Below are 17,821 nucleotides of genomic sequence, written 5' to 3'. Positions count from 1 at the left end.
CCGAGCACGGCCCCGGCAACAGTGCGGATGCCGCCCGCGCCGTCCGGGGCCCGCCGGGGGCGTACGGGCGCATCCTGGACCGCCGACGGGCCTGGCGCGCTGCGGAGCGGGCCGGACGGCCGTGGGCCGCCACTCGATGCGCTGACGCTTCGCGGCGGGCCGTGTAGCGCAGCGCGCCCGGGGCACTCGGCGCGGCGACGGACGGCCGCTCACGGGCCGCCGCGGTTCACCGCAGGAGGTAACGACAATGGGTCACGGCGGAAACGTCATCCAGGAGCTGACCACCGACCACCGTGAGGTCGAGGAGATCTTCGGCCGCATCGAGGCGCTGCCGCCCGGCTCCAAGGAACGCAAGGACCTCTGCGACCAGGCCACGATCGAGCTGGTCCGCCACTCGGTCGCGGAGGAGGCCTATCTGTACCCGGCGGTGCGCAAGCACCTGACGGGCGGGGACGCTCTGGCCGACAAGGAGCTGGAGGACCACGCCAAGGCAGAGCAGATCATGAAGGACCTGGAGGGCTGCGCGGCGGACGACCCGCAGTTCGACATGCTCATGGGCCAGCTGATGAGCGAGATCAGGTCCCATGTGACGGACGAGGAGCAGAACCTGTTCCCGCAGCTGGAGGCGGCCTGCCCCGCGGACGCCCTGATGGACCTGGGCGACAAGGTCCGGCGGGCGAAGAAGATGGCGCCGACCCGTCCGCACCCGTCGGCACCGGACACTCCCCCGGCCAACAAGCTGCTGGCGCCGGGCGCGGGCCTGGTCGACCGGATGCGCGACGCCCTGTCGGGCCGGGGCAAGCAGAGCTGACGGCAGGTTCGGCGGGTACGTCCGCCGCCCGGCCCGTCCCGGCACACCGGCACGGCCACATGAACTCGGCGCCACCCGGCCCGCACGGCCGGGTGGCGCCGAGTTCGCGTCTGCGTTCACGTCTGCCGAGTGGCCCTGCGTGTCTGCCTGGTGGAGAGCCGGAAGGCGGAGTCCCGGAAGGCGAGGTCCCGGAAGGCGGAGCGCGGCCGGGTGGCGCCGTGGTTCACAGCCACGGCGTGAGGCGGGCGCCGGAGCGGGGCCGGGGACCGGCCGTCCGGCACAGCAGCCGGAACACCTGGAAGAGGGTCAGCGGCCACAGCACCAGGAAGCACCACAGCAGTGCGGGGTCCGAGGTACGGATGCCCATGACGGCGACGAACACCGACGCGAGCACCAGCAGCGCCACGGACGACGGCAGCCACAACGTCCGGCGCGGCCGGCCCAACCGGCGCGCCAGCCGGCGGTCCTGCCGCAGGTTGGCCTCGATCTGCAGCAGCGCGAGCCGCTCGTGCGGTGACAGCCGTACGTCGTCGTGCATCTCTTACATCTCCCAGTCGTCCACGGCGGGGGCACCTCCTGCGCCGACAGGCGGCCCGTGTTCGCACGACCGGGTTCCCCGGACGGCCCGGCCGATGCGGTGCCGGCCTCCGGGAGACGGGGCCGTGGAGCGGTGGGTGTCCTCCGTGTCGCCCACCGTGACGGCGGGCGCCTGCACGTGACCTCCCCCGGTGCAGGGCAGATACTGCCAATAGCTCATGGCTCCATCAGCGAACTCGGCCCGACGTCGCAGACGCAGGTCTCACGTCCACCCCGCACAGCTCACGAGGAGACACCGATGAGGATGCTGATCAACGTGCCGGAGACCGTCGTGGCGGACGCGCTGCGCGGCATGGCGGCTGCGTATCCCGATCTGAACGTGGACGTGGAGAACCGGGTGATCGTCCGCCGGGACGCCCCCGTGGCCGGACAGGTCGCGCTGGTGTCGGGCGGCGGGTCGGGGCACGAACCGCTGCACGGTGGGTTCGTGGGCCCGGGCATGCTGTCCGCGGCCTGCCCCGGAGAGGTGTTCACCTCGCCGGTGCCGGACCAGATGGCGCGTGCCGCGGCCGCCGTGGACAGCGGCGCCGGGGTGCTGTTCATCGTGAAGAACTACACCGGCGACGTGCTGAACTTCGACATGGCTGCCGAACTGGCCGAGGACGAGGGCATCTCGGTGGCCAAGGTGCTCGTCAACGACGACGTGGCCGTCACCGACAGCCTCTACACGGCCGGGCGGCGCGGTACCGGCGCGACCCTCTTCGTGGAGAAGATCGCCGGTGCGGCGGCGGCCGAGGGGCAGCCGCTGGAGCGGGTGGAGGCCGTCGGCCGCCAGGTCAACGAGAACTCCCGCAGCTTCGGCGTGGCCCTGAGCGCCTGCACGACCCCCGCGAAGGGCAGTCCCACCTTCGATCTTCCCGACGGGGAACTGGAGTTGGGCATCGGCATCCACGGCGAGCCGGGCCGGGAGCGGCGGCCCATGATGACCTCCGGGGAGATCGCCGACTTCGCGGTGAACGCGGTCCTGGAGGACATGCCGCCGCGCAACCCCGTGCTCGTACTGGTCAACGGCATGGGTGCGACGCCGCTGCTGGAGCTGTTCGGCTTCAACGCCGAGGTGCAACGGGTGCTGCGCGAGCGCGGCGTGGCCGTGGCCCGCACGCTCGTCGGCAACTACGTGACCTCCCTGGACATGGCGGGTGCCTCGGTGACGCTGTGCCAGGCGGACGAGGAACTGCTGCGGCTGTGGGACGCGCCCGTGCGGACCCCGGCCCTGCGCTGGGGAATGTGACACGGCGGACCAGCCGCTCACGCTCCGCCCCCACCGGTCGACAGCCCTACCACGCAAGGAGATCCAGTGCTCGACGCCGACTTCTTCCGCCGTTGGATGACGGCCACCGCCGCATCCGTCGACCGCGAGGCGGAACGGCTCACCGCCCTCGACTCGGCCATCGGCGACGCCGATCACGGCAGCAATCTGCAGCGCGGCTTCACCGCCGTGGCGGCCGCCCTGGACAAGGAGGCACCGCAGACGCCGGGTGCCGTCCTGATCCTCGCCGGACGGCAGCTGATCTCTACGGTCGGCGGCGCGTCCGGACCGCTGTACGGCACCCTGCTGCGCCGCACCGGCAAGGCGCTCGGCGATGCCACCGAGGTCGGCGCGGCGCAGCTGGCCGAGGCGCTGCGCGCGGGGGTGGACGGGGTGATGGCGCTGGGCGGTGCGGCGCCGGGCGACAAGACCATGATCGACGCGCTGGTGCCGGCCGTGGACGCCCTCGGTACCGGTTTCACCGCCGCGCGGACCGCCGCGGAGGAGGGTGCGCAGGCCACCACGCCGTTGCAGGCGCGCAAGGGCCGGGCGAGCTATCTGGGCGAACGCAGCATCGGCCACCAGGACCCGGGGGCGACCTCCTCGGCGCTGCTGATCGCGGCGCTGGCCGACACGGCGGAGGCTGACGGTGAGTGAGGACACGCGGGTCGGGATCGTGCTGGTGTCGCACAGCGCGGAGGTGGCCGCCTCGGTCGCCGAGCTGGCGAAGGGCCTGGCGGGCGGGGCGACGGCGGTGCCGGTGGCTCCCGCGGGCGGCACCGTGAGCGGCGGGCTCGGCACCAGCGCCGAGCTGGTCTCCGCCGCGGCGGAGACGGTGGACCGCGGCGCCGGGGTGGCGGTGCTCGCCGATCTGGGCAGCGCGGTGCTCACGGTGAAGGCGCTGCTCGCCGAGGGCGACGAACTCCCCGAGGGGACACGTCTGGTGGACGCGCCGTTCCTCGAGGGTGCGGTGGCCGCGGTGGTGACCTCCGCCGCGGGCGGTGACCTGGACGCGGTGGAGGCCGCGGCGGCGGACGCGTACAGCCACCACAAGGTGTGACGGTCCCACGACCGCGGCAGCGTGCAGCCCGGCCGGCGTGACGACCCCCGGCCGCGGCAGTGTGCAGTGGTCACAGGGCTGATGGCCCCCGGGCGCGGCAGCGTACGACGGTCGCAGGCGTGACGACCCCCGGCCGCCGCAGCGTACGGCGGTCGCAGGCGTGACCGTCCCGGGGTGCCGCGGCCGGGGGCGGCTGCTCACTTGTGCGCGATGAACTGCCGGGCCAGGCGCTCCCCCGTCGCCACCGCCGCCGCATGGTTCTCGATGGGGGTGATGCGGGAGTTCCGGAAGACGATGTAGGTCACGCCGGAAGGCGCGCCGCCGGTGAGCGGGTCGGACGGGATGCCGAGGTTCCGGGCGGTGGCGTAGGAGGCCTCGCCGATGATGTCGCCCGGGCCGGTGTCGCCGACCACCGCGTACTGCACCCGGTCCTCGTGGACGACGGCGGCCACGGAGCCGCCGCTCACCCCGTGGCTGAGGAAGTTCCAGCGGGGGCCCGGTGCCGGGAGCACGATGTAGGGCAGGGTCTCGGCCCTCAGGTGGCGGCCGTCGGACTGCTGGTAGGCGGTGGTGGGGGCGAACAGCGGGTCGGTGCGGCCGTTGCAGTGGGCGGAGGTCCGGCCGTCGCAGTCGATGTCCAGGTCGGCCTTCCAGAACACGGCGTCGTGGGTACCGCAGACGGGGACGGTCGCCGGGCTGCCGGCGTCGGTGCGGTAGCGGCCCTTGGAGACCCGGGCGCAGTCGCCGGTCCGGGCCAGCAGTTCGGCGGCGGTGACCGCGCCCTCGCTGCGGGCGGCGGGACGTTCCCGGGGCGGGACGGCGGTGGCCGGGACGGGCAGGGCCGCCGGGGCGAGCAGGGCGACGCCGGCGGCGGCCAGCGTCAGGTGCGGGACACGCACGATGAGGGACCCTCTCTTAGGGGACATGACGGACATTCAGCCCACTGTGCGGGGGGTCCGGGCGCACAGCCGTCGGGGCCGCTCCGAAGGGGCCGGATGGAGCACACTCCTGACACCCCGTAAGGGGAAGGCGGGCGGCGGGGGAGAGGGCGGCAGGGCGGACACAGGGCCAGGGGTTCCGGGCCGGTACCGGTCCGGAGCCCCTGGCCGCCCGCGCCGGCGCGGGACCAGCGACGACAGCGTGTCCGCGCCACAGGCGTGAACTCCCTTTTGCTCGCGGGTAGTTCAGCCGTCGAGTAGCCCAGCATACGTAGTCTCCGGGAAAGGTCACCAACACACCCCCTTGCTGCGGTCGCACCGGCCGGGCCATATTGGTCCGTACCTTTACCGCGATTGCCGATGCCGTTCCCGGGGAGGCAGAGCCGTGCGACGCGTTCCCCTTCCGCTCGTGCCGGTCTGCGGGGCACTGCTGCTGCTCGTGTCCTGCGGGTGGAGCCGGGCCGACGACGGCGAGGGCCGGGCGCCGGGTGCCCCGGCCGGGGTCACCGCCGCCGCGGGCAGCGCCACGAGCGTGCACGTGATGTGGAACGCGGCGCCCGACGGCTCCGGGGTCCGCGTCTACGAGGTATTTCGCGGCACCACGAAGGTTGCTGATGTACCGGGCTCGCAGCACATGGTGGACGTCACCAGGCTCAGGCCGTCCACCGTGTATGCCTTCACTGTGCGGGCCCGGGACACCGCGGGCCGGCTGGGCCCGCCGAGCCGGCCGGTGCGGGCGCGGACGCCGGCCGTGGTGGCGGCGGACCGCTCGGCGCCGACCCGGCCGTCGAGGACCGCCGGACGGCCCGTGGGCAGCAGCGCGGTCCAGCTCTCCTGGGGCGCCTCGCGGGACGACCGGGGTGTGCTGTCGTACGACGTCTACCAGGGCGGAGTGAAGATCCACAGCGTCGGCGGGAGCCAGAGGGCCACCGTGGTGACCGGGCTGCGTCCCGGCAGCCGTTACGTGTTCACGGTCCGGGCCCGGGACGCCGCCGACAACCTCTCCCCCGCCGGCGCGCCGGTCCGCCTCACCACCCCGGGCAGCGACGACGGCCGGAACACCGCTCCCACCGGCTTCACCGCCGGCACGCACCGCTCCGGCGGGGCCTACTACATCGACCTGGCCTGGGACCCGCCCCGCACGGACGGCGTGATCACCGAGTACCGGATCCAGCTGGACGGCACCGCGGCCGGCTCGCTCGTCTGGGGCGGCGTCCCGCCGAGCGGCCGGGCGCACCACAGCTTCTACCTGGGCACGGCCGCCGGGGAGGAGCACCGGGTGCGGCTGCGGGCCCTGCTGCCGGACGGCACCTTGGGCGGGTGGTCGGCGCGGCGGACGGTCACCACCGGCGGCTGACGCGCCGGGACGGCGTGCCGTCGTGCCCCGGACGGAGCAGTCCGTCACCCGACCGGGCGCCCCCCGGGTGCGGGCCCGCCCGGAGCCGCGTTGGCTGCAGTGGAGGCAGCACGGCCGTTTCCCGACCCTCGGCGGCGCATGGGACGTACCGCCGACCGTGCAGCCGGAGGCCAGCCCATGCACACCTCACGACTTCTCCGCTCCGGCCTGACCCTGGCGGCCGCCGCCACTCTCCCGGCCGTGCTCGCCGGGCCGTCCGCGGCGGCCTCGGGCATCTCGGTCAGCACCACCGGCTCCACGGTCTCGGTGGTCACCAGCGCGTGCACCCAGATCAACGGCAGCTGGGGCACCGCGGCCCTGCTGACCAGCAGTCAGGCGAGTTTCGCCCAGGGCAGGCAGGTGAGCCTGTCCGGCACGTCCGTCAGCCAGTCCGCGGCCTGGTCGTCGGTGAGCCCGGGAACGTACACCGTGGTCGTGGTCTGCTCCAGCGGCAGCACCGCGGGCAGCCAGTCGGTGATCGTCTCCGCCGCCTCCGCGAAGCCGACGATCTCGGCCACGTCCAAGGCGGCGCCCTCGCGGGGCGTGATGGGCGGCCTCGGCGGCGCGGCACGTGACTACGGCGCGCTGACCCTGGGCGTCGGCGCGGCCCTGGTCGGCGCCGGTGTCGTCGCCACCGGCTGGGTGCTGCGCCGCCGCTCGAAGCCGTACCGGCTCTGAAGCGGACCCCGTACCGGCTGCGGAGCGCGCCCCGAACCGGCTCCGCAGCGCACACGTACCGGCCCCGGACCGCGCCCTGTACCGGCCTCCGGGGCACACCCCGGCCCTGTTCCGGGGCGTGCCCCGGCCCGTCGCGGGAGCGCGCCCGGGGCGTCAGTCCCGGCCCTCCGTGGGCAGTTCGGCGACCTCGGCGACGGCCCGGGCGAGCCACTGGGTCCAGAAGGTCTCCAGGTCGATGCCCGCCCGCAGGACCAGGTGCCGCAGCCGGTCCTGCGGGGCGCCCCGGTCCGGCGGGAAGTCGCGCCTCTCGATCTCCTGGTACTTCGCCAGCTGCCGCCGGTGCAGCTCCAGATGGCGGCGCAGATCGTCCTCCAGGCCGGCCGTGCCGACCACGGCCGCCGCACGAAGCCGCAGCAGCAGTACGTCCCGCTGCGGCTTGGGGTCCTGCGCGGCGGCGGTCCAGCGGGCCAGCTCGGCGCGGCCGGCGGGCAGCACCTCGTAGTTCTTCTTCTGCCCGCGGGCCGACTGCTCCGCCGGCAGCGTGCGGATGAAGCCCTCGGTCTCCAGCTTCCCCAGTTCGCGGTAGATCTGCTGATGCGTCGCGGACCAGAAGTAGCCGATCGACTTGTCGAACCGGCGGGTCAGCTCCAGCCCCGACGACGGCTTTTCCAGCAGGGCGGTGAGGATCGCGTGCGGCAGGGACATGTGTTCATCCTAGGGACGGGCCGGCCCGGGGAGGCGGGCCCGGCGGCTACAGCGCCGCCGCCAGTTCCGTACCCTGCTTGATCGCCCGCTTGGCGTCCAGCTCGGCCGCGACGTCCGCACCGCCGATCAGGTGCGCGCTGCGTCCGGCGGCGACCAGTTCCTCGTACAGGCCGCGGCGCGGCTCCTGGCCGGTGCAGAGCACCACCGTGTCGACCTCCAGGACCGTGCTCTCCTCGCCCACGGTGATGTGCAGGCCGGCGTCGTCGATCCGGTCGTAGCGCACGCCCGGCACCATGGTGACACCGCGGTGCTTCAGCTCGGTGCGGTGAATCCAGCCGGTGGTCTTGCCGAGTCCGGCGCCGACCTTGGTGGTCTTGCGCTGGAGCAGGTGCACCTGGCGGGGCGGGGCGGGGCGCTCGGGGGCGGCGAGGCCGCCCGGCGCCCGGTAGTCCATGTCGACGCCCCAGTTCCGGAAGTACGTCCGCGGGTCCTCGCTCGCCTTGTCGCCGCCGTCGGTGAGGAACTCGGCGACGTCGAAGCCGATGCCGCCGGCGCCGAGGACGGCGACGCGGTCGCCGACGGGGGCGCCGTCGCGCAGGACGTCCAGGTAGCCGAGGACGCGGGGGTGGTCGACGCCGGGGATGTCGGGGGTGCGCGGGGTGACACCGGTGGCGACGACGACCTCGTCGTAGCCGTCCAGGTCACCGGCGGCGACCCAGGTGTCGAGGCGTACGTCGACGCCGTGGGCGTCGAGCTGGTGGCGGAAGTAGCGCAGGGTCTCGTCGAACTCCTGCTTGCCGGGGACCTTGCGGGCGATGTTGAGCTGTCCGCCGATCTCGCTCGCCGCGTCGAACAGGGTGACGCTGTGGCCGCGTTCGGCGGCCGAGACCGCGCAGGCGAGGCCGGCCGGCCCGGCGCCGACGACGGCCACGCGCTTCTTCAGCCGGGTCGGGGCGAGCACCAGCTCGGTCTCGTGGCAGGCGCGCGGATTGACCAGGCAGGAGGTGATCCGGCCGCTGAAGGTGTGGTCGAGGCAGGCCTGGTTGCAGCCGATGCAGGTGTTGATGGCCTCCGGGGTGCCGGCGGCGGCCTTGGCGACGAAGTCGGCGTCGGCGAGCATCGGCCGGGCCATGGAGACCATGTCGGCGCAGCCGCCGGCCAGCAACTCCTCGGCCAGTTCGGGGGTGTTGATGCGGTTGGTGGTCACCAGGGGAACCGAGACCTCGCCCATGAGCTTCTTGGTGACCCAGGTGTAGGCGCCGCGCGGTACGGAGGTGGCGATGGTGGGGATGCGGGCCTCGTGCCAGCCGATGCCGGTGTTGATGATCGTGGCACCGGCGGCCTCGACGGCCTTGGCGAGGGTGATCACCTCGTCCAGGGACGAGCCGCCGGGGACGAGGTCCAGCATGGAGAGCCGGTAGATGATGATGAAGTCCTCGCCGACGGCCTCGCGCACCCGCTTGACGATCTCGACGGGGAAGCGCATCCGGTTCTCGTAGGAGCCGCCCCAGCGGTCGGTGCGCCGGTTGGTCTGCGCGGCGATGAACTCGTTGATGAGGTAGCCCTCGGAGCCCATGATCTCCACGCCGTCGTAGCCGGCCTGCCGGGCGAGGCGGGCGGCACGGGCGTAGTCGTCGATGGTGCGCTCGACGTCGGCGTCGCTCAGCTCACGGGGCACGAAGGGGCTGATCGGCGCCTGCAGCGGGCTGGGCGCGACCAGGTCCTGGTGGTAGGCGTACCGGCCGAAGTGGAGGATCTGCATGGCGATCCGGCCGCCCTCGCGGTGCACGGCCTCGGTGATCTCCCGGTGCTGTGCGGCCTCCGCCTCGGTGGTGAGCCTGGCCCCGCCCTCGTAGGGGCGCCCCTCGTCGTTGGGGGCGATGCCGCCGGTGACGATCAGTCCCACTCCCCCGCGCGCGCGGGCCGCGTAGAACGCCGCCATCCGCTCGAAGCCGCGGTCGGCCTCCTCCAGGCCGACGTGCATGGAGCCCATGAGCACGCGGTTGGGCAGGGTGGTGAAGCCCAGGTCGAGCGGGGTCATCAGGTGCGGGTAACGGCTCATCGGGCCCTCCGTGCGCGGTGTCGTCACCCCTTGTTGTAGAGGAAGTCCGAGCGCTTATGCAACTAGTTGCACAACCACCGAGGGGTGAGCCCGGCCACTCTGTACCTACTAGTATGTACATTCATGCCCGTCCGACCCGCTCTCCGAAAGGACGCCCTCACCATGCCCTTCGCCCGGCCGCAGGGCGGGCGCGACGCGGACCGCAACCGGGCGGTGTACCGCCGGATCGCCGGGCTGATGCACGGACGCACCGGCACCGAGCCGCGCAACGTGCTCCGTCACCCTGACCGAGAACACCTCTCCCGACTGGTCCTTCGGACACGGCCTGGCGCAGTACGCCCCGGCCGACGACTAGCCGGCCGGGGCGTACCGCGCGGGGTCAGCGGCTCTCCAGGCGCAGGTGCAGGTCCCGCTCCTGGTCGCCGGAGGCCGCGCAGGTCTCCTGCACGGTGAACATCGAGTCCAGGGTGGTGCGGAACCGGTCCACGGCCCAGTAGCCGCCCTGGATGTCCGCCTGGACGGACGCGCCGAGGTGGACCGGCGGGCAACCGCCTCCGCGGGCGTCCGCGACGTCGTACGTGCCGAGCCACACCATCGGGCGGGTCTCATGGAGCTGCTGCGGGTCCTCGTCCGCGCCGCGGTCGGAGGCGAAGCAGGACCTCAGTGCGTCGAAGACGAGGCGGGCGTCCTCCTTGGAGCCGCTGATCTCCACCGTGACGGTTTCCGGATGCGACCGCTCCGTGTGTGCCATTGATCGCTCCTTTCGTGGCCGCGCTGCGGTGGAACGGGGTACCCCGCCGAACCGCGTCCATCCTCAGGAAAGCACCACCCGTCGCCGCGCACACCTCAGCTGCGCGCGAACTTGTACGTCTTGCTGTCGGTCAGCACGCAGAAGCCGGGCGAGATCACGATCACGCGCAGGATGCCGCTGCGGCGGTCGTAGTCGATGCCCTCCGTCTCGAAGGTGCCCGAGCAGGAGCTGCGCGTCGGCAGCCGGCGCAGGGCCGTCACGTGGCCGGAGACGTCCGACCGGCCCGGGGCGGCCGACAGGTCGATCCGGAGCAGCGGCTTGGTCATGCCGAAGAGGCTGCCCTCGGGGTCGTCCGAGGAGCACAGCAGGGTCGTCGGGTCGGAGAAGTCGCAGCCCTGGACGTCCCGGACGGCGTGGTCCAGGCGGACGGAGGAGACCTGCGGGAGGTCGGCCGAGGGCGAGGTGGACGAGTTGACGCCCGGGGTCGGGAAGACCAGCAGGCGGGTCATCGTGCCCCACTCGCCGGACAGCATCCACTGGCCGTCGGGCGAGACCGCGTCCCAGGAGTTGTTCAGCGCCTCGCCCGCGCTCAGCGTGTGGACGTACTCCGACCAGGCGCCTCCGGGCGCCTGCACGCGGAACATCTTCGAGTTGCCGGAGTCCCGCTGGTAGGGCTCGATGTAGTAGCCGTTGTACGAGGCGTCGGGATCGCCGACGTGGTTCCAGCCGCGGCTGGAGACGCCGAGGGGGATGGTGCCGATGCCGGTGTACCGGTTGGGGCTGTTCGCGGGGACCTCCACCGAGGCCAGCCCCTGGCTCTCGGTCAGCGGGTCGGCGCGGTCGGAACCGGTCTCGGTCCAGGTGTCGGCCGCGGCGGCGGGGGTGGGGGCGGCGAGGGACACGACGGCGGCGGTGGCGAGGGTGACGAGTCCGGCGAGGACTGCGTGACAACGTTGCCGGGCGGGCGCGGGCATGGCCGACTCCTCGGGAGCGTGGGCGGGGCGCGGGGCGTGCGGGGCGATGGCGCAGGACGTGTGGGCGGGGGCACTCGATCGGCGGACAGTCTGGCGTGGCGCCGCAGTCATGTACAGGCCAATGCAGCAACATGGGCGTGAACTCTCACGGGCGGCCGGACCGCGCTGTACGGTCGGCAGGAGGCCCCGCACCGCGGCCACGGCCCGGCACGGCGAGGACGGCGGACCCCCGCCGTGTGCTGAGAGAGGGTGGAGGTACACGGCGGAGGCGTCGGAGAGTCGGGTGTGAGCGCGGTGGAACAAGGGGAGTCGGCACGGGGGACGACGTGCCGTGCGGACGGGCGAAGGCGGTGCGTGGCATGAGTGCAGCCGAGGCTCCGGCGACGGAGAGCAGCGACCCGGCGCGCGGTCCCGTGCGTCCGGGCGGGCTGCTGGACGTGCTGGGCGTGGCATCGGTGGTGCTGGACACCGAAGGCCACATCGTGCTGTGGAGCCCGCAGGCCGAGGAACTGTTCGGGTACACAGCGGACGAGGCCCTCGGCCAGTCCGCCGCCCGGCTGATGGTGCACGAACAGCACCTCGACCTGGTCAGCGACCTCTTCGCCGACGTCATGCGCACCGGGCAGAGCTGGGCCGGCGGCTTCCCGGTCCGGCACAAGGACGGCAGCACCCGTCTGGTGGAGTTCCGCAACATGCGGCTCCTGGACGACCGGGGGGACGTGTACGCGCTCGGGCTCGCCGCCGACCAGTCGACCGTCCGGCGGCTGGAGCAGGACGTGGCGCTGTCCGAGCGGATGGTGGAGCAGTCGCCGATCGGATACGCCGTTCTCGACACCGGGCTGCGGTTCGTCTCCGTCAACCCGGCCCTGGAGAGGATCCACGGGGTGCCGGCCGCCGAGCACGTGGGGCGGACACTGCGCGAGGTGCTGCCGGGCCTGGACTCGACCGCCTTGGAGACCGGTGCCCGGCGGGTGCTGGAGACCGGCACGCCGGTGATCGACAGTACGCTGGCCGGCCGTACCCCCGCCGACCCGGACGAGGACCACACCTGGGCGCACTCGCTGTACCGGCTCGAGGACGCGATGGGCAACGTGCTGGGCGTGGCGGTCTCGGTCGTCGACATCACCGAGCAGCACCGGGCCTTCCTGGAGGCGGAGGCGGCACGGCGCCGGCTGGCGGTCATCGCCGACGCCTCCGCCCGGATCGGCACGACGCTCGAACTGGAGCGGACCGCCTGCGAGCTGGCCGAGGTCGCCGTACCGGAACTGGCCGACGTCGCCGCCGTGGACCTGCTGGACGCGGTGGTCGGGGGCAGGCCCAGCACGCTCGGTCCTGCGGAGGGCGCGGTGATCCGGGCCCTCGCCGTGCGCCCGGCGGACGATTCGGACGCGGTACGGGCCGCCGACCCGCCCGGCCGGATCGCCCGGTACGCTCCCGACCGGCTGGTCACCGAATGCGTCCGCACGGGTGAGGCGGTCCTGGTACCACAGGTGAAGGACGAGGACCTGCCGCGCATCGCCCGCTCCCCCGAGACGGCCGTCCTGCTGGGCCGGGCCGGACTGCACTCGTACCTCGCGGTGCCGCTGATCGCGCGGGGCGAGGTGCTGGGCGCGCTCGACCTCAAACGCACCCGGAATCCGGTCCCGTTCGACGAGGACGACGTGCTGCTCGCGAGGGAACTGGCGGCCCGTGCGGCCGTGCAGATCGACAACGCACGCTGGTACCAGAACGCCCGCAACACCGCGCTCACCCTCCAGCGCAGCCTGCTGCCGAGCCATCCGCCGGTCACCACCGGCCTGGAGGTGGCCTCCCGCTACCAGCCCGCCGGGGCCACCAGCGAGGTCGGCGGCGACTGGTTCGACGTCATCCCGCTGGAGGAGGGCAAGACCGCGCTCGTCGTGGGCGACGTGATGGGCAGCGGCATCAACGCGGCCACCACCATGGGCCGGCTGCGCACCGCGACCACCACGCTGGCCTCGCTGGACCTGGATCCAGCGGTGCTGCTGGAGCACCTGGACAAGACGACGTCGGCCCTGGACCACTCCATCGCGACCTGCGTGTACGCCGTCCACGACCCGCATCGGCGCCAGTGCCGGATCGCCAACGCCGGCCACCTGCCCCCGGCCCGGGTGCGGCCCGGCCGCACGCCGGAACTGCTCGACCTGCCCACGGGCGTGCCGCTGGGCGTGGGCGGGATCGCGTTCTCCACGGTCACCTTCGACTTCGAACCCGGCGACGAGCTGGTGTTCTACACCGACGGACTGGTGGAGACCCGCTGCCACTCGCTGGACGAGCGCCTGGCCGCCCTGCTGTCGCTGCTCGACGACCCGGCCCGCCCCCTGGAGGAGGCCTGCGACCGCCTGCTGCGCGCGCTGCACCACCCCGCCAACCACGACGACGTGGCGCTGCTCATCGCCCGGGCGCAGGACCTGCCGTAGCCGCGCCGGCTCAGACGCCGACCGTCTCCTCGATCTCCTCCTCGGCCTCCTGCCCGGCCGCCGGCTCCGCCGGCCCGGCGGACACCCGGTGGGGCTCCGCCGTGACGCCGGGCGCGGTGCCCGGCGCGGTGCCCGGCGCGGGCTCGGGGCGGGCGGCCTCCTGCCCGGTCCTGCGGGTGCGCTCGTACAGGGCGGCGACGGCAGTCACCGCGAGGCCGGCCAGCAGCCAGACGGTGAGTGTCCCGGCGTCGCGCGCGAGGCCGTCGTCGGCGAAGTACAGCAGGCTGCGCACGCCCTCGACGAAGCCGGCGCCGTTCCAGAAGGCGTGCAGGGTGCCGAAGAAGCCGTTCTGCAGCTCGGGCCGGAAGAGCCCGCCGGAACTGGTGAAGTTCAGCATCACGAACAGCACCATCATGGTCAGCGTGGTCCAGCGCTTCAGGAAGGTGTGCAGGCCGACGCCGATGAAGAGGATGCCCGCCGAGTACAGCCAGGCCATGCCCCACACGCCGGCGAGGTCGTGGTGGGCAAGGTGGAACACCGGCCCGGCGAGCAGCGCGCCGATGCCGCCGACCACGGCGGAGACGCCGAGCGCGAGCAGCGCCCGTACCCGCATCGGCAGGGCGGCCCCCGCGGCACCGAGCGCGGCGACGGAGGCGTAGGAGCCGATGCTGACCGCGATCAGCAGGAAGAACAGACCCTGGCCGGTGGGGTCGTCGGCGACGGGCCGGGCCACGTCGGTGACCTTCAGCGGGGCGCCCTGCCCGGCGGCGACCGGGGTGAAGACCTTCTCGACGGCGGTGGCACCCATGTCGGAGGCGGCGCTGGCCACCAGCAGCTCGGGCGCCTTGGCGCTCGGCACATAGGCGCCGGTCACGGCCCGGGACTTGAGCAGGTGGATGGCGTCGCCACGAGTGGCCACCGTGCGGACGTCGAGTTCCTCCCCCGCCGCGTCCTTGACGGTCTGCGCGAAGACCTTGGCCTCGGGGGCGCTGCCGACGACGGCGACCGGCAGGTGGTGCGGCTCCGGGGTGACGAAGGCACCCATGTACGCGAGCCCCATGCCCAGGCACATCAGCAGCGGGGTGATCAGGTGCGTGAGCACGTGGCGCAGTGCCGGGGACCTCATCGCGGGCGACCTCCAATGGTTGGCTTATACAACTTTCGGCTCAAGTTGTACTATACAACTAGAATCCCGGAGGAGGTATTCCCGTGAGCGCAGCGGAGTCGGCCGTCGAGACGATCCAGCGCGAGATGACCATCTTCGCGCGCCGGGCCCGGGCCTCGGCGGGCCGGATGCACCCCGAGCTGTCGCTGGTCTCGTACACCCTGCTCGGCCACCTGGAGGAGAGCGGCGGCTGCCGGTCGACGGACCTGGCGGCGCACTACGCCCTCGACAAGTCCACGGTGAGCCGCCAGGTGGCCGCGCTGGAGCGGGCCGGGCTGATCGAGCGCCGGCTGGACCCGGAGGACCACCGGGTCCAGGTGCTGCACCTGACGGAGGCAGGCCAGGAGATCCTCGCCCAGGTCACGCACAGCCGCCGGGCCGCGTTCCGGGAGCGGCTCACGGACTGGCCGGAGGAGGACCTGGTACGGTTCGCGGCCTACCTGGAGCGGTACAACGCCGGGCCGGGCGACGCCTCGGACTGAGCACCGCCGGGCGACGCCTCGGACTGAGCACCGCCGGGCGACGCCTCGGACCCGCCCCCGCCCCCGCTACGCCACCGGCACCGCCGCGCGGCCGTCCGTCAGTCGCTCCGGGGCCCGGGCGGCGAGGAACACCGTACGCCGCCGCAGCCGGAAGCCGAGGGACTCGTACAGCCGGACGGCGCCGGTGTTCTGCGCGCCCGTGTGCAGGAACGGCGTCTCCCCGCGTTCCCGGATGCCATGGGCGACCGCGAGGATCAGCCGGGTGGCCAGGCCCTCGCCGCGGAACGCCGGGTCGGTGCAGACCGCGCTGATCTCGGTGAAGCCGGGCGGGTGCAACCGCTCCCCGGCCATGGCCACGAGCGCACCCTCGCGGCGGACGCCGAGGTAGGTGCCGAGTTCGACGGTGCGCCGCAGGAACGGCCCGGGCCGGGTGCGCGCCACGAGGTCCAGCATCTCGGGGACGTCCGCCGGACCGAGCCGGACCGCCTCCGCGTCCGGGGCGGCGGCGAGCCCGTCGTCCACCAGCTGGACGCCGTCCATCCGGAAGGTGGTCTCCCAGCCGTCCGGAAGCTCCCCGCGGAAGCCGGGCAGCAGGATCTCGGCCCCCGGTCCGGCCAGCGCGGCGAGGTCCGCCCAGTCCTGCGCGTCCGGCTCGCCGGGCAAGGACAGCCAGGGCGAGACATCGGCCGGGTAGCGCAGCACCCGGCCGCGCCGCTCGGCGAAGTGGGCGTGCGGCCCGGTCAGGGAGGAGCGGGCCGGATCGTCCAGGACGTGCCGGACACCGGCGGCGCTCCGGCCGGGACCACCTTGGCCCTTCACCCCGCTCATGCGCGCACCTCGGTCTCCTCGGTCACGGTCGTGCGGACGTACGCCTCGGGCATCCTCGTTCCTCGCACTTCTCTCGCGCCGCCGCCGGCGCATCGGGGCCGGCAGCGGCGCCGCGCCGGCACTGAGCGCCAAGGAGCGGCGGCGGGCGGGTATTCCCGGCCCCGGAAGTGTTCATACGCTCGCAACGCGGCGGTCGGTGACCTGGGACGGAGCACCCGGAGCGACAGCGTACGGTTTAAGGATGAACGTCACGCGAGGCTTCACGGGCCGCCCGCGCGTCCACGACCCGGGACTGCCGCCAGGGCAGTACGACGCGCGCGAGGACTGGCCCGTCCTGTCCGCCGAGGTCACCCCGGACCTCCGGCCGGCCGACTGGACCTTCCGCATCGACGGCCTGGTGGAGAGTCCGCACACCTGGGACTGGGACAGCGCGCACGCACTGCCGGCCTCCGCCTACGACGGCGACATCCACTGTGTGACCGGGTGGTCGAAGTTCGGCGTGCGGTTCGGCGGCGTCTCACTGGACGCCTTTTTCAATGTGGTGCGGCCACATGAGTCCGCGACCCATGCGATCGCCACGTCCCACACGGGCTACACCGCCAACCTGCCCCTCGCCGACCTCACCGGCGGACGGGCCTGGATCGCCTGGGAGTACGACGGGCGCCCGCTGCCCCCCGAACACGGCGGCCCGGCCCGGCTGCTGGTGCCCCACCTCTACTTCTGGAAGAGCGCCAAGTGGATCGCGGGCATCACGGTGCTCGACCACGACGAGCCGGGATTCTGGGAACGCAACGGCTACCACGCGCGCGGCAACCCCTGGGAGGAGCAGCGGTACTCCGGTGACTGAGACGACGACTTCCGTGCCGCGGTTCGCCGTGCCCGGGCGCATCGCCGTGAACGGCCGGGCCGCGGCCACGTGGCAGACCGCCACGCTGACCGAGATCCGCCGCGAGACGCCGCACGCGGCCACCTTCCGCCTGGCCGTCCCGCGGTGGGCGGGGCACCTGCCGGGCCAGCACCTGCAGCTGCGGCTGACCGCCGAGGACGGCTACACGGCACAGCGCCACTACTCGATCGCCTCGGCGCCGGACGGCTCCGGGCACATCGAACTGACCCTGGACCACGTACCGGACGGCGAGGTCTCCGGCTGGTTCCACACCGTGGCCAGGCTCGGGGACACCATCGAGGTGCGCGGCCCGCTGAGCGGCTTCTTCGCCTGGGCGGGCGACCGGCCCGCGCTGCTGCTCGGGGCCGGCTCCGGGGTCGTACCGCTGATGTCCATGGTCCGCCACCACCGGGCCGCCGGCCTCACCGTCCCGCTGCGGATGGTGGTGTCCGCACGCAGTCCGGAGGAGCTGATCTACGCGTCCGAGCTGGGCGCCGAGACGACGGCGGTGTTCACGCGCAGCGCCCCGCCCGGGGTGCCGGTGGGACGTATGGCGCCCGCACATGTGGCTCCGCTCATGGCCGAGCAGCCCGATGGTGGGTGGGAGGCCTATGTGTGCGGGTCCAACGGGTTCGCCGAGCATGCCTCCCGGCTGCTGGTGGCCGCGGGCCAGCCGGTGGAACGCATCCGCATCGAGCGCTTCGGCTGACCCTTGGACCACCGTCGGCGCCCGGGTCGCGCGACCGGCCAGGGCGCGCGATCGTGGGGCGCATGGCTCGTGCCGTGCTCCATGTGGGCTGG

General features: G+C 73.4%; 18 protein-coding genes. 10 read left to right on the top strand and 8 right to left on the bottom strand.

What is annotated here, in order from left to right; translation table 11 throughout:
• Nucleotides 1-247: 247 nt before the first annotated feature.
• Entirely contained in the window at nt 248-811 is a 564-nt protein-coding gene (locus JK359_RS21745; protein ID WP_201838103.1) for a hemerythrin domain-containing protein, read from the top strand.
• Between the two features lie 223 nt (nt 812-1,034).
• Here the strand turns inward: JK359_RS21745 and JK359_RS21740 are convergent, their stop codons facing one another.
• The gene (locus JK359_RS21740) at nt 1,035-1,349 is read right to left on the bottom strand and encodes a DUF3040 domain-containing protein (RefSeq protein WP_201838101.1); all 315 of its coding nucleotides are present in this window, start codon (nt 1,347-1,349) and stop codon (nt 1,035-1,037) included.
• A gap of 297 nt (nt 1,350-1,646) precedes the next feature.
• On the opposite strand from JK359_RS21740, the gene dhaK reads away from it, so the two are divergent.
• From dhaK to JK359_RS21725, 3 genes are all read left to right on the top strand, one after another.
• A complete protein-coding gene (dhaK, locus tag JK359_RS21735) occupies nt 1,647-2,639 on the top strand; it encodes a dihydroxyacetone kinase subunit DhaK (protein ID WP_201838100.1) in 993 nt (330 codons plus the stop codon).
• Between the two features lie 66 nt (nt 2,640-2,705).
• Entirely contained in the window at nt 2,706-3,314 is a 609-nt protein-coding gene (gene dhaL / locus JK359_RS21730; RefSeq protein ID WP_201838098.1) for a dihydroxyacetone kinase subunit DhaL, read from the top strand.
• A complete protein-coding gene (locus JK359_RS21725; RefSeq protein ID WP_201838096.1) occupies nt 3,307-3,717 on the top strand; it encodes a PTS-dependent dihydroxyacetone kinase phosphotransferase subunit DhaM in 411 nt (136 codons plus the stop codon). Before dhaL ends, JK359_RS21725 begins: the two co-directional genes overlap by 8 nt.
• Nucleotides 3,718-3,914: 197 nt before the next feature.
• On the opposite strand, the gene JK359_RS21720 is transcribed toward JK359_RS21725, so the two are convergent.
• Nucleotides 3,915-4,616, bottom strand: a complete 702-nt coding sequence (locus JK359_RS21720; RefSeq protein ID WP_201838445.1) for a glycoside hydrolase family 75 protein — start codon at nt 4,614-4,616, stop codon at nt 3,915-3,917.
• Nucleotides 4,617-5,040: 424 nt separating this feature from the next.
• Between JK359_RS21720 and JK359_RS21715 the strand changes: the two genes are divergently transcribed.
• Together JK359_RS21715 and JK359_RS21710 are read left to right on the top strand one after the other, a co-directional pair.
• Nucleotides 5,041-6,012, top strand: coding sequence for a fibronectin type III domain-containing protein (locus tag JK359_RS21715; RefSeq protein WP_201838094.1), 972 nt, complete (start codon nt 5,041-5,043; stop codon nt 6,010-6,012).
• A gap of 177 nt (nt 6,013-6,189) precedes the next feature.
• Nucleotides 6,190-6,729 carry a hypothetical protein gene (locus JK359_RS21710; protein WP_201838092.1) on the top strand — a complete coding sequence of 180 codons (540 nt, stop codon included), beginning with the start codon at nt 6,190-6,192 and terminating at the stop codon, nt 6,727-6,729.
• 153 nt (nt 6,730-6,882) lie between these two features.
• Here the strand turns inward: JK359_RS21710 and JK359_RS21705 are convergent, their stop codons facing one another.
• The 4 genes from JK359_RS21705 to JK359_RS21690 all read right to left on the bottom strand — a co-directional run bounded on the left by JK359_RS21705 (nt 6,883) and on the right by JK359_RS21690 (nt 11,221).
• Nucleotides 6,883-7,434, bottom strand: a complete 552-nt coding sequence (locus JK359_RS21705; RefSeq protein WP_201838090.1) for a PadR family transcriptional regulator — start codon at nt 7,432-7,434, stop codon at nt 6,883-6,885.
• Between the two features lie 46 nt (nt 7,435-7,480).
• Entirely contained in the window at nt 7,481-9,496 is a 2,016-nt protein-coding gene (locus tag JK359_RS21700; RefSeq protein ID WP_201838088.1) for an NADPH-dependent 2,4-dienoyl-CoA reductase, read from the bottom strand.
• Nucleotides 9,497-9,875: 379 nt separating this feature from the next.
• Complete coding sequence (locus JK359_RS21695; RefSeq protein WP_201838086.1) at nt 9,876-10,247, bottom strand: hypothetical protein; 372 nt, start codon at nt 10,245-10,247, stop codon at nt 9,876-9,878.
• Between the two features lie 95 nt (nt 10,248-10,342).
• On the bottom strand, nt 10,343-11,221 hold the full coding sequence (locus JK359_RS21690; RefSeq protein ID WP_201838084.1) for a hypothetical protein: 879 nt from the start codon (nt 11,219-11,221) through the stop codon (nt 10,343-10,345).
• A 359-nt stretch (nt 11,222-11,580) separates the two neighbouring features.
• Here JK359_RS21690 and JK359_RS21685 point away from each other — a divergent pair, with 359 nt between their 5' ends.
• Complete coding sequence (locus tag JK359_RS21685; protein ID WP_201838082.1) at nt 11,581-13,659, top strand: SpoIIE family protein phosphatase; 2,079 nt, start codon at nt 11,581-11,583, stop codon at nt 13,657-13,659.
• A gap of 10 nt (nt 13,660-13,669) precedes the next feature.
• Here JK359_RS21685 and JK359_RS21680 read toward each other — a convergent pair whose 3' ends face one another.
• Nucleotides 13,670-14,785: an ABC-2 transporter permease gene (locus JK359_RS21680; protein ID WP_201838080.1), complete on the bottom strand. Its 1,116-nt coding sequence runs from the start codon at nt 14,783-14,785 to the stop codon at nt 13,670-13,672.
• Nucleotides 14,786-14,910: 125 nt separating this feature from the next.
• Here JK359_RS21680 and JK359_RS21675 point away from each other — a divergent pair, with 125 nt between their 5' ends.
• Nucleotides 14,911-15,306, top strand: coding sequence for a MarR family winged helix-turn-helix transcriptional regulator (locus tag JK359_RS21675; protein ID WP_236678248.1), 396 nt, complete (start codon nt 14,911-14,913; stop codon nt 15,304-15,306).
• A gap of 66 nt (nt 15,307-15,372) precedes the next feature.
• On the opposite strand, the gene JK359_RS21670 is transcribed toward JK359_RS21675, so the two are convergent.
• Nucleotides 15,373-16,134, bottom strand: coding sequence for a GNAT family N-acetyltransferase (locus JK359_RS21670; protein ID WP_201838077.1), 762 nt, complete (start codon nt 16,132-16,134; stop codon nt 15,373-15,375).
• Between the two features lie 241 nt (nt 16,135-16,375).
• Between JK359_RS21670 and JK359_RS21665 the strand changes: the two genes are divergently transcribed.
• A complete protein-coding gene (locus tag JK359_RS21665) occupies nt 16,376-16,981 on the top strand; it encodes a sulfite oxidase-like oxidoreductase (RefSeq protein ID WP_201838075.1) in 606 nt (201 codons plus the stop codon).
• Entirely contained in the window at nt 16,974-17,729 is a 756-nt protein-coding gene (locus tag JK359_RS21660; protein WP_201838073.1) for a ferredoxin reductase, read from the top strand. Before JK359_RS21665 ends, JK359_RS21660 begins: the two co-directional genes overlap by 8 nt.
• Nucleotides 17,730-17,821: the final 92 nt, after the last annotated feature.

The sequence above is a fragment of the Streptomyces actinomycinicus genome (assembly GCF_016741775.1).
GTDB lineage: Bacteria > Actinomycetota > Actinomycetes > Streptomycetales > Streptomycetaceae > Streptomyces > Streptomyces actinomycinicus.
This window is presented reverse-complemented; position numbering and strand designations above follow the sequence as displayed.